The organism is Lentzea sp. NPDC006480 (genome assembly GCF_040611995.1).
In the GTDB taxonomy this organism is placed as follows: Bacteria; Actinomycetota; Actinomycetes; order Mycobacteriales; family Pseudonocardiaceae; genus Lentzea.
This window is the reverse complement of the sequence record NZ_JBEXPJ010000241.1, coordinates 1-11,117: the sequence shown is the minus strand read 5'-3', so window position 1 is coordinate 11,117 and position 11,117 is coordinate 1. Positions and strand designations below refer to the sequence as shown.

12 protein-coding genes are annotated in these 11,117 nt (G+C 68.2%); 6 read left to right on the top strand and 6 right to left on the bottom strand.

Features of this window, described 5'->3' with window-relative positions:
* Window positions 1-235 (top strand): hypothetical protein (locus tag ABZX92_RS43320; RefSeq protein ID WP_355571594.1); only part of this gene is annotated, 235 nt, incomplete at its 5' end.
* Between the two features lie 153 nt (window positions 236-388).
* Here the strand turns inward: ABZX92_RS43320 and ABZX92_RS43315 are convergent.
* Window positions 389-1,321 (bottom strand): hypothetical protein, encoded by a 933-nt coding sequence (locus ABZX92_RS43315; protein ID WP_355571592.1) that lies wholly within the window; start codon window positions 1,319-1,321, stop codon window positions 389-391.
* A 413-nt stretch (window positions 1,322-1,734) separates the two neighbouring features.
* Here ABZX92_RS43315 and ABZX92_RS43310 point away from each other — a divergent pair, with 413 nt between their 5' ends.
* The 3 genes from ABZX92_RS43310 to ABZX92_RS43300 all read left to right on the top strand — a co-directional run bounded on the left by ABZX92_RS43310 (window position 1,735) and on the right by ABZX92_RS43300 (window position 4,849).
* Complete coding sequence (locus ABZX92_RS43310; protein ID WP_355571591.1) at window positions 1,735-1,944, top strand: hypothetical protein; 210 nt, start codon at window positions 1,735-1,737, stop codon at window positions 1,942-1,944.
* Window positions 1,941-3,020, top strand: a complete 1,080-nt coding sequence (locus ABZX92_RS43305; RefSeq protein ID WP_355571589.1) for a magnesium and cobalt transport protein CorA — start codon at window positions 1,941-1,943, stop codon at window positions 3,018-3,020. Before ABZX92_RS43310 ends, ABZX92_RS43305 begins: the two co-directional genes overlap by 4 nt.
* Before the next feature lie 263 nt (window positions 3,021-3,283).
* Window positions 3,284-4,849 carry a GAF domain-containing protein gene (locus ABZX92_RS43300; RefSeq protein WP_355571587.1) on the top strand — a complete coding sequence of 522 codons (1,566 nt, stop codon included), beginning with the start codon at window positions 3,284-3,286 and terminating at the stop codon, window positions 4,847-4,849.
* A 98-nt stretch (window positions 4,850-4,947) separates the two neighbouring features.
* Here the strand turns inward: ABZX92_RS43300 and ABZX92_RS43295 are convergent, their stop codons facing one another.
* From ABZX92_RS43295 to ABZX92_RS43280, 4 genes are all read right to left on the bottom strand, one after another.
* A complete protein-coding gene (locus tag ABZX92_RS43295; RefSeq protein ID WP_355571585.1) occupies window positions 4,948-5,823 on the bottom strand; it encodes a slipin family protein in 876 nt (291 codons plus the stop codon).
* Window positions 5,824-5,984: 161 nt separating this feature from the next.
* The gene (locus ABZX92_RS43290; RefSeq protein WP_355571584.1) at window positions 5,985-6,608 is read right to left on the bottom strand and encodes a CBS domain-containing protein; all 624 of its coding nucleotides are present in this window, start codon (window positions 6,606-6,608) and stop codon (window positions 5,985-5,987) included.
* Window positions 6,609-6,787: 179 nt separating this feature from the next.
* Entirely contained in the window at window positions 6,788-7,435 is a 648-nt protein-coding gene (locus tag ABZX92_RS43285; RefSeq protein ID WP_355571582.1) for a response regulator transcription factor, read from the bottom strand.
* The gene (locus ABZX92_RS43280) at window positions 7,432-8,019 is read right to left on the bottom strand and encodes a HAMP domain-containing sensor histidine kinase (protein ID WP_355571580.1); all 588 of its coding nucleotides are present in this window, start codon (window positions 8,017-8,019) and stop codon (window positions 7,432-7,434) included. Before ABZX92_RS43280 ends, ABZX92_RS43285 begins: the two co-directional genes overlap by 4 nt.
* 231 nt (window positions 8,020-8,250) lie before the next feature.
* Here ABZX92_RS43280 and ABZX92_RS43275 point away from each other — a divergent pair, with 231 nt between their 5' ends.
* Together ABZX92_RS43275 and ABZX92_RS43270 are read left to right on the top strand one after the other, a co-directional pair.
* Window positions 8,251-9,531, top strand: coding sequence for a polysaccharide deacetylase family protein (locus ABZX92_RS43275; protein WP_355571579.1), 1,281 nt, complete (start codon window positions 8,251-8,253; stop codon window positions 9,529-9,531).
* Window positions 9,528-10,244, top strand: coding sequence for a hypothetical protein (locus ABZX92_RS43270; RefSeq protein WP_355571578.1), 717 nt, complete (start codon window positions 9,528-9,530; stop codon window positions 10,242-10,244). Before ABZX92_RS43275 ends, ABZX92_RS43270 begins: the two co-directional genes overlap by 4 nt.
* Here the strand turns inward: ABZX92_RS43270 and ABZX92_RS43265 are convergent.
* Window positions 10,222-11,117: NAD-dependent epimerase/dehydratase family protein (locus tag ABZX92_RS43265; protein ID WP_355571576.1), on the bottom strand; the 896-nt coding region annotated here is incomplete at its 5' end. The genes ABZX92_RS43270 and ABZX92_RS43265 overlap by 23 nt on opposite strands.

The following is an 11,117-nucleotide window of genomic DNA, read 5'->3' as shown; positions in this document are numbered from 1 at the left end:
GCGCAACGGCAGCGCGGTCAGGTTCGCCACGGCGTCCGGCGTGATGTCCTGCCCGGACAGGCCCAGCAACCGGAACACGAACGCGGTCCCGGCGGACTTCGAGCGGTTGCGCGGTACCGGCCAGGTAGACCGCGACGCCGACCGCCTTCAGGCAGGTCCGGCAGGCAACGCAGACGTGGCGGACGCCGACGGGCGCATGCTCGGCCATGGCGATCCCGTTGATCACCGCGAGTAGGTCGAGATGCCGATTCGTGCCCACGCTGGTCACTCCTCGCCATTGTGTTCCGGTACAAACCTTAGCCCTTCGCACCCGCGCGCGTTTGGTCGACCACACGGATCGACGCAGAGGTGGAGCTGGTCGAGTGCGGGGGCTCCGACGGGAAACGCGTCAGTGTCGCAGGTGCGGCGGGCCGACGTATTCGAAGATGCGTGCGGCGAGCTCCTGTGCGCCGGCGTGGGAGTGGTGGCGCTCTGCTTGCTCGCCGAGTGGACGGATGCGATCGCGGACCCGCGCCGAGGTGAGGGTCTCGGCGGAGGTGACCGCGCGGAACCCGACGGCGACGCCGTGGTCGAGATCCCGGTCGAGCAGGTGGTCGATCGACAGCAGGATGAGGCTCAACGCACGGCTGCGGGCCATATCGTCGCCGAAGTCGTCGACGGCCGCGGTGAGCAGCGGAATCGCGGTTCGCGCGTGGCGGGGGTCCACGGTCCGCGCCAGATCGGTGTGGACCGCACCGACCATGGCCGACAGATCTGTCTTGGTGAAGAACCTGGCCCAGCTGGGCACGTCGGTGTGGTCGGCGGCCTCGAACCGCTCCCTGCCGCGGTCGAGCTCGGCGAGCGCCTGACCACCGTCGCCTTTCCTGGCGTGGGTCCACGCCGAGTTCATCGACAGGATGCTCGCCGCGATCTCGTCGCCCGGCCCGGCCGCGGCGAGCCGGCCCAGCTCGAAGTGGTCCAGGGCCTCGTCGTGGTTCTCGTGGTGCAAGCACACGCGTCCGAGCCGGTAGCAGATGTTGGCCACCAGGCTGTTGTGCCGCCCCCATCCGGCGAGCACGAGCGCTCGGGCGAAGTGCACGCGGGCGCTGCCGGTCAGGCCGGCGTCGAAGCACACCCAGCCGGCGAGGTTGTGCAGATCGCCCATCGCCACGTGCAACCGGCGTCGCACGTGCTCGGGCGCCGACGCGTCGAGCATCAGCCGCGCGTCCCCTATCCGGTCGCGGACCGCGTCGAGACACGCGGAGCCGCCCTGGCGGTAGTCGATCAGACGCAGGGCGTGCGTGTCCGCCTCCAACCGTTCGACGTCGGGCAAACCGATCATGCGGGGCGCACGTTCCGCGCGGGGGAAGGACTCCGGGGTGGCCACAGCGTCACTCCTGACAGTGAGACTGGAGAAGTGGTCACCGCCTGGGTCCGGGGCGGTCACACGCCCCCGAGGCCCAGCGACTCAGGCCACCGAACCGGCGAGGGGGACTGCACATTCGTCGACATGAAACGACTGCAGCCGAACATAGCCGAGCTCTTCCCCCGCACGGTGCCACCGAACGGGGCGGCATGCGAACGGGTGAACGGGCCTGGTGGCCGGATCCGCGCACCAGGGCGGTGTGCCGCCCCAGGCGGTCTCCTCCGCGAGCGCGATGAGTGAGCGCCGGGAATTCGTCCTGACATGCGAGTACTGTTCCCGGAAAGTGCCCAGGACCCCGGCATGACGGCATCCGACCAAAAGGCACTCCCATGGCGCATCTCGATCAGCTTCCCGCCATCACGACGGTCGCGGGAATCGCGGAACCTCACCAGAGCACGGTCGCGTCCATCCAGCGCGCCGTCCGGCTGGGCCTGTTCAGCGAGTCCGAAGCCGAACTGATGATCAACCGGATCCGCGCGCTCGCGACCATGGACACGGCGGAAGTCCTCGCGGTCAGTCCCAACAGGACAGATACGTGACTGCCACGGCCGCCGGCGAGACACCGTGCGCCATGCCGGGTATGACCTCGCGGGCCGGCAGCATCGTCAACAACGTCGTCTACCTGGACGGGCGGCATTCCGCCTCCCCTGCCACTCTGGCCGAGACCTTCCAGCTGCTCGAGGGGCAGCCCGGCAGCATGGCCTGGATCGGCCTCTACCGGCCGGAGGAAGGACAGCTGATGGACGCGGCCACCCAGCTCGGGCTGCACGGACTGGCGGTGGAAGACGCCATCACCGCCCACCAGCGCCCGAAACTGGAACGCTACGACGACACGCTGTTCGTGGTGCTGCGGTCGGCCAGTTACCGCGACGACACCGAGCGCGTCGAGTTCGGTGAGCTGCACCTGTTCGTGGGTCCCAGTTTCGTGCTGACCGTGCGGCACGGCGACACACCGGACCTGGCCGGCGTGCGGCGCCGGTTGGAGAACCAGCCCCACCTGCTGCGGCTGGGCCCCGAGGCGGTGCTGTACGCCGTGCTCGACGCGGTGGTCGACGGTTACACGCCCGTCGTGGCCGGGCTGCGCAACGACATCGAAGAGATCGAGACCGAGGTGTTCAGCCGCGACCCGAACGCCTCCCGGCGGATCTACGAGCTGTCCCGTGAGGTGATGGAGTTCCAGCGCGCGACCCACCCGCTGCTCACGATCCTCGACAGCCTCTCGTCCGGGTTCGCCAAGTACGGCATCGACGAGGAACTGCGGCGCCATCTGCGCGACGTGGCCGACCACGCCACCGTCGTGGTCGAGCAGGCCGACAGCTTCCGCGGCATGCTGGCCGCCATCCTCTCGGTCAACACCACCCTGGTCACCCAGGCGCAGAACGAGGAGATGCGTCGTCTGGCCGAGGCCAGCAACGCGCAGAACGAACAGATCAAGAGGATTTCCTCGTGGGCGGCGATCCTGTTCGCTCCCACGCTGATCGGCACGATCTACGGGATGAACTTCCGCCACATGCCCGAGCTGAACTGGCTGTGGGGATACCCGTTCGCGCTGCTGCTCATGGCGCTGGTCTGCGCCGGCCTCTACCTGGTCTTCAGGCGCCGCGGCTGGCTTTGACCGGGCAACCGCCCCACCCGCGAACATCTGAGCTGCGAGAACCCTCTTGGCCGTATCGCTTCCGAGGCGTTCGGCGTAGGTTCGCGGTGTGTGGCCGGGAAACCTCCCGGCTTCATCGGGTGTTGTCTCGTTGGCCCGGACCCCGCTGACGTGCGCGCAAACGTCGACGGGACGTGAACGCCATGTCGCACACCTTCGGTACCGCGGGTCAGGGCGACCCGCCCCGGGGCGATTTTCAGTTGCCGTTCGCTGATCTGCCACGCATGGAGCTGGAGAAGCTGCTCGGCGAGGTGTCGTCGCGGGCGCAGGACGTGCTCGTGACCCAGGGCCGGCTGCGTCACCTGCTGCACGCCCACGCGGTCGTCGCCAGCGAGCTGAGCCTGCAAGCGGTCCTGCAGCACATCGTGACCGCCGCACGGGAGCTGGTCGAAGCCCGGTACGCCGCCCTGGGCGTGATCGGCGAGCACGGCGTGCTCGACGAGTTCGTCCACGTCGGCATGGACCCCGACGCGGTCGAACAGATCGGAGAACTCCCGCACGGCCACGGAATCCTCGGCCTGCTGGTCACTCACCCGGTCCCGGTGCGACTGGCCGACCTGACGACGCATCCGGCCGCCGCCGGATTCCCGCCGCATCATCCGGACATGGACAGCTTCCTCGGCGTGCCGATCCGGATCCGTGACCGCGTCTTCGGCAACCTCTACCTCGCCGGCAGTGCGAACGGGCAGTTCAGCACCGAGGACGAACAGCTCGCGGTCGCACTGGCCGCGACCGCCGGCGTCGCGATCGACAACGCCCGGCTCTACCAGGAGTCCGAACAACGCCACCGATGGCTGACCGCCTCCGCCGAGGTGACCCGGCGACTGTTCGCCAACCAGGACGAGCATCCATTGGACGTCGTCCTGAAGGCGGCACAACAGGCCGCGGACGCCGACTTCGCGGTCCTGGCACTGGTCACCGCACCAGGACAGCTGCAGATCCAGGCGACCAGCGGCGTTCTCACCGACCAGATGCTCGCGGACATGGACACCACCGCGGCCGGCCAGGTCGTCCGCTCCGGCGCGCCCGTGCTGGTCGCGGCCCCCGCAGACGCCGAGGCCGCAGACGCGCCGACCCGGATCGGGTCGGTCATCGTGGTGCCGTTGCTGGCGGGCGAGGAGACCACGGGGACTCTCAGCGTGGGCAGGCTGACCGGACGACGGTCGTTCACCGACGCGGACCTGAACCACCTCGCCGGTTTCGGCGGCCACGCGGGAGTGGCGATGGAACTCGACCGCGTCCACGCCGACCAGCAGGTCCAGCGCATCAGCGACGACCACGACCGGATCGGCCTCGCCCTCAACAACCACGTGATCCAGCGGCTCTTCGCGGTCAGCCTCGGGCTGCAGGGGCTTCTCGCAACGAACAAGGCACCCGCGTTCCAGAGCCGCGTCAACGGATACATCGACATTCTCGACAACACGATCAGCCACATCCGCGACGACGTCTACAACGTCGACGTCACTCCCGGTCATCACACCCGGAGCCTGCAGAACCAGGTCCTCACCGCGGTCGACGACCACACGACCGCGGCCGGCTTCCCGGCGACGGTCACCTTCAAAGGGCAACTCGGGCGCGCTGTCCCCAGCGCTCTCGCCGATGACGTGGTCGTCGCGGTCCGGAACGCGCTCACGGCGACCGCGAGCCACACCGGCGCCACTCGTGCCGAGCTCCGCGTCGACATCGACGATGATCTGATCATCGTCGAATGCACGGGCGGCGGCACACCCAGTAGCTGGACCTCCCGCATTCCTCGCGACAGCCTGCTCGTACCGGGAAAGGACGGCTGACCGCTCTGGACTCTCCAATGTGGACACCGGCCGGCTGCTGAACACCCGATCGGCTGTGTCCGGACTGGGAGAGCAGACCGGACACAGTCACCTGACGTCTATCGCGAGGCGGGAACCGGTTCGCCGTTCGTCTGAGCCTCCGGTGCCGGTGGCGCTCCTGCCTGCCGCGCCGGGACGATGACAGGCAGGACATCGGCCAGCGGACCGGCCGCGGCCGTCTCACGCGCCAGGAACGACCCGAGCTCGCCGATGGTGCTCATCAGCGGCGCGGGGAACACGACCGTGGTGTTCTTGTCCACGCCGAGCTCGACCAGCGTCTGCAGGTTGCGCAGCTGCAACGCCAGCGGGTGAGCCATCATCGTGTCGGAGGCGTCGCCCAGCGCCGCGGCGGCCAGCGACTCGCCCTCGGCGTTGATGATCTTCGCTCGCTTCTCCCGCTCGGCCTCGGCCTGCCTGGCCATCGCGCGCTTCATGCTGTCGGGCAGCTGGATGTCCTTCAGCTCCACCAAAGTCACCTCCACACCCCACTCGACCGTGGTGATGTCGAGGATCTTGCGGATGTCGACGTTGATCTGGTCGGTCTCCGACAAGGTCTGATCAAGGGTGTGCTGACCGACCACCTTCCGCAGGGTCGTCTGCGCGATCTGGTCGATCGCGGAGTAGACGTTCTCGATCGCGACCACCGACTTCACCGCGTCCACCACCCTGAAGTACGCCACCGCCGACACGTCGACGCTCACGTTGTCCCTGGTGATGATCCCCTGCGACTGGATCGGCAGCGTGACGATCCGCAACGACACCCGGCGCAGGACGTCCACGACCGGGATGATCAGGCGCAAACCCGGCATGCGCACCTCGCGCACCCGGCCCAGGCGGAACAACACACCCTGCTCGTACTGCTTGACCACCTTCACCGACATGCCCAGCAACAGCAGGACCACGACTGCGATGCCTGCGATGACCAACCCGCTCATGATGAAGCTCCGTCCGAATTCTGACGAGATCGGCTACCAACACGTCGACCTCGCCTTCCACGATGCGCCCGCGGCGACACCGGCACGGCTGCCAAAGGTCCCGCCTGAGAACGCCGATCGACCCACCCGTCACCCTGACGTCGGACCCGCTGTCTCCTCGGTCAGTTCCCCGTGTGCACGGCGCGCTCGCCGACGAACTCGACGTCGGTCACGCCTGCCACGGCGCGCGCAAGCACTTCCGCCACGTGCTGCTCGGTCTCGTCGCCCATCTTGTCCACGATGGACACTTTCCCGTCGCTGACGTCGACCGCCCACCGGAGGGCACCGCCCACCATGTCCAGGCGATGACGGATCTCCGCCTCGATGATCCAGTCCGCGCGGCTGATCGAGCGGAGCATGTCGCGGCGGGTGACGATGCCGGCGAGATTCCGCTCGCGCACCACCAGCACGCTGCGCACACCGTGTTCGAGCATCAGGTCCGCGACCTCGGCCAAGTCCGTGTTCGGTGTGACGATCACCGGCTGCTTCAGCATGACCTGTGCCACCGTCTCGGCAGGTGCCTGCCTGGCCGCGGCCGGTTCGCCGTGCACGAGCCACCTCGGGTCCTGCGGCAGCCGGTCGTGCAGCAGTTCGGCCTCGCCGACGATTCCGACCAGTTCGCCCGAGTCGTCCACCACCGGTAGCGCGGTGAAACCGCGTTCGGCGAGCAGCCCCGCGGCCTCCCGCGCCGGCGTGTCCGGGTTCACGGCTACGACGTTCGTGGTCATCACATCTCGAGTTCTCATCAAGTTCCTCAGCTCGTCGTCGCGCATGACCCCGTGCCCGGCGGACTGGTCGTGATGTCGCGAGCACGCGTGGCCGAACTCCTCTTCGGGTTCAACGCTAGGAATGACGACGGCCTGTGGACGCTGCCGTTGGTCCCGTGCCGACCGGGCCCTTCGCGCGGACGATCGCGAGCGCCCGCTCACCCGCTGCGGTCGAAGCGAGCAGGGTCGAGGAGACCGTGTCGCACTGCCAGCGATGCCGCCTCGAGCCGTGAGTGGACACCCAGCTTGGTCAGCAACGACTGGACGTGGGTGCGGACAGTGGTCGCGGAAACACCTAATCGGCGCGACATCGCGGCCGTCCCGAGCCCCTCGACCAGCATCTCCAGGCACTCCCGCTCACGCTTGGTCAGGTAGGTGGCGAGCCGGAACGCGTCGGCCGCCGCGGGAGAACGCTTCGGGCCACGCCCGGAGGGAAGGTCCACGACGACCTCGCCGCGCGCGACCCGGTCGATCGCGGCCGCCAGCGCCGCCACACCACGGGACTTGTGCACATAGCCCGCCGCACCGCAGTCCAGCGCCCGCACCACGGCGTCTTCGTCGCTGTCGGCGGTCAGCACCACGACCTTCACACCCGCGGCGACCACGTCCGCGATGTGGTCCACAGCGTCGCCGTCGGTGAAGTACCGGTCGACGACGCACACGTCGGGCCGCACTGCCCGCACGCGCTGCAGCAACCCGGCGACCGTTCCCGCGACCGCGGACACCTCGAATCCGCGCTGCGTCAGCACTGTCCGCAGTGCGTCCACGAACACGGCATGGTCATCCGCGAGCACCAGGTTGATCACGTGTCCCCCTGTAGAACGATCCGGACGCAGGTTCCCCGCGGCAGCCGCGGGCGCACGTCGAAACTGCCGCCACATGCCGCGACCAGCCCGGTGACGATCTTCAGTCCCCGCGACGCCCACCCCGCCGAGCCGTTCGGGAACCCGGGCCCGTCGTCGGCCACCTCGACGACCACCTGACCGTTCCCCGACAACGCCGCGTCGACCTCCACCCGCCCGGCCGGCCCAGCCGCTCGCACCGCGTTGTCGACGACGTTCTTCAGAATCCGCCAGAGCACGGACTCGGTGATCCGCAACGACACGTCGTCGCCGGGTCGCAGCACCACACAGGTCTCGGCGACCTCGTCGATGAGCACCACGATCCGTTCCGCCATCGAACGCACCGACACGACTCCCGGTGTCGACGAACGCTCGACGGCCTGCCGCACGTGGTCGCGAAGCCGGAGCATTTCCTGATCAATGAGCTCCACCTTCCGAAGGGTCCGCTCAGGCAGTTCCGAGTCATCGCGCAACACTTCGACGAGGCAGGAGAGCGTCGCGAGGTCGTGACCGAGATCGTGCAGCAAATCCCACAGGGTGCTGGGCATTTGTACCCCCTTTCGTCCCAAATTCCCGTCGCGGGGTCGCGGATTTAGTTGACTCGGTGATCAGCCTCATCGGGAGGGTCGCACGAAAACCAGAGGCAAACGGCCTGAACACTGACTCACGCACAATCCCGGCCTGCGATTTACGTATGCCTGCTCGTCCACTCACGGGAGTTGTCGCCGACATATTGGAGCTACCTTGGATCCAGCCGCGTGGAATGTGAGTGTCCCTCGATGAAACTGCTGCTCGTCGTTGCTCTCGTCGTCTCCGCGCTCGTCGTCGTGCCCGCGGCGGCGCAGCCCGCCGGGCCCGTCGTCTCGATCACCATCGACGACGGCACCGCAGATCAGATGGCAGGAGCGAGCATCCTGGCCAAGTACGGCATGCACGCCACCTTCTACATCATCTCCGGTGCGATCGACACACCGGGATATCTCACCCGAGCACAGGTCGAGTCGCTCAAGGCGGCCGGGCACGAGATCGGCGGACACACCGTGTCACATCCCGATCTCACCGCGATTCCGCTCGACGAAGCGCGTCGCCAGATTTGTGCCGACAGAGTCACCCTCAGCTACTGGGGTTATCAGGTGACTTCCTTCGCCTATCCGTTCACGGCATTGAACCCCGATGTCCAGCGCATCGCACGTGATTGCGGGTACAACAGTGCCAGGACGCTGGGCGACATCCGCTCCCCGCACGACTGCCCGGACTGCGTTCTCGCCGAGACGATTCCGCCAGCCGATCCCTTCAACGTCAGGGCACCGGACCGGATCAACACCAGCTGGACGTTGGACGACCTCAAGTCGGTGGTGACCAACGCACCCGGCGGCTGGATCCCGTTCGTCCTGCACCAGATCTGCGACGGCTGCGCGGAGCTCTCACTCAGTCCGGCGATCCTCGACCAGTTCCTCGCCTGGCTGCGCGACCGGGGCACGCAGGTGCGCACGGTGCAGGAAGTGGTGGGTGGCGCGGCCAAGCCCGTCGTCGCCGCCGCACCGGGCTATCGGGACGACCTGGCCAACCCCGGTCTCGAGAACGGCCCGGACAACGCCGACGGTCTCCCCCTGTGCTGGTCGAACACGGGCTGGGGCAAGAACAAGGTCACCAGGACCCGCACGAACGACGCGCACTCCGGCCGGTGGGCGCAACGGCTCGACGTCATCTCCTACCGCGACGGCGACACGAAGATCCTGCCCAGCCAGGACCTCGGCACGTGCGCACCGAGCGCCACACCCGGCCGCGCCTACCGGGTCAGCGCGTGGTTCAAGTCCACCGGCTTCACCCAGTTCGCGCTGTACCGCAGGCTGCCGATGGGAGGCTGGGCCTACTGGACGGCCGGTCCGACGATCAGCCCGTCCGAGACCTGGCAGAAGGCGAGCTGGATGACACCGCCGTTGCCGCGGGGTTCGACCGGCATGAGTTTCGGCCTCGCCCTGATCTCCGTCGGCTCGCTCACCACCGACGACTACGGCTGGACGCTCGCCGGTCCCGGGCCTCGGGCCAAGGCGTCATGAGAGCGCTGCTCGCCGTCCTTCTGATCGCCGCGTGCGCACCGGAACCGGAACCGCCGGACGCGAACTACCCGTGGCACACCGGAATCGTCGCCACGACGTTCTGGGTCGGCGAGGTGTTCGACGCCGGCGCGAACGACGGCAGCCAGGTCCTGTCGACCTACGACGCGCGGTGGCAGGAGAACTACGGGGGCTGCGACGGCATCCTCTCCGGCGGGAGGTGTGGGACCGAACGCCGCACCGCGGCCAACGACTTCTTCCCCACCGCGATGACGCCGAAGCACAACCCGTTCTACCTCGACCTGCCCTTCGACGACCTCAACGACCCGCTGGCCTTCGCCAGGAGAGCCGAGGTCGTGCCGTGGGCGGAGCAACCCGGATTCCAGGGCAGGGCAACGGATCGGGGCTTCAGCTACCTCAAGAACCGCTGGGTGCAGCTGCGCAAGGGCGGCAGGACCTGCTACGGCCAGATCCAGGACGCCGGCCCCGCCCAGTACGACGACGCCGAGTACGTCTTCGGCACCGACGACAGGCGGCCCGCCAGCCGGGAGTTCAACGGCGCGGGGATGGACGTGTCCCCGGCGTTGAACGGCTGTCTGGGCTTCACGGACCTCGACGGCGAGGCCGACGAGGTCGACTGGCGGTTCACCGACGACCAGGACGTGCCCGCCGGCCCCTGGAAGCGGATCGTCACTACCCTGGGAGTGGTGCGCTGACGTCCTCGATCACCGACGCGATGATGTCGTCCAGCGAGCGCCGGGGGTAGAACCCGATCTGCTGATGGGCACGTGTGCAGTCGGGCACGCGCCGCAGCATGTCCTCGTACCCCTCGCCGTACGCCTCCCCGTAGGGCACGTACGTGATCTCACTGCGGGAACCGGTGGCGGCGATGATCCGCTTCGCCAGCTCGGTGATCGTCACCTGTTCGGAGCTGCCGAGGTTGAACACCTGCGCGGTGGCGGTGTCGTCCTCCAGCAACGTGATCAGCGCGGGCACCACGTCCGCGACGTGGCAGAAGCAGCGGATCTGCTGGCCGGACCCGTGCACGGTCAGCGGTTCACCGGCGAGCGCCTGGCCCACGAACCGGGGCACGACCATGCCGTAACGCCCGCTCTGCCGTGGCCCTACGGTGTTGAACAGCCGGACGATCACCGCCCGCAGCCCCAGCTCCTTCGCGTAGATGTGCGTCAGCGTCTCGTCGACGGCCTTCGCCTCGGCGTAGGACCAGCGGCTGACCAACGGGGATCCGATGATCCGGTCGTCGTCCTCGGTCAGTCCGATCTTGGTGTTCTTGCCGTACACCTCGCTGGTCGACGCGAGCAACAGCCGCGTGCCGTAGCGGTAGGCCGCGTCGACCACGTTCTCCGTGCCGCGGATGTTGGTCCGCAGGCTCAGCAACGTCTTGTCCAGGATCGTGAACAGGCCGACCGCGGCGGCCAGGTGGTAGACCGCGTCCACCCCGGACACGTATCGGTCCACAGTGGACGAGTTGCACACGGTGCCGCGGACGATCTCCAGGCCCGGATGACCGGCGACCGCGGCGAGGTTCTCGGCACGGCCGGTCGTCATGAGGTCCAGGACGGTGACCT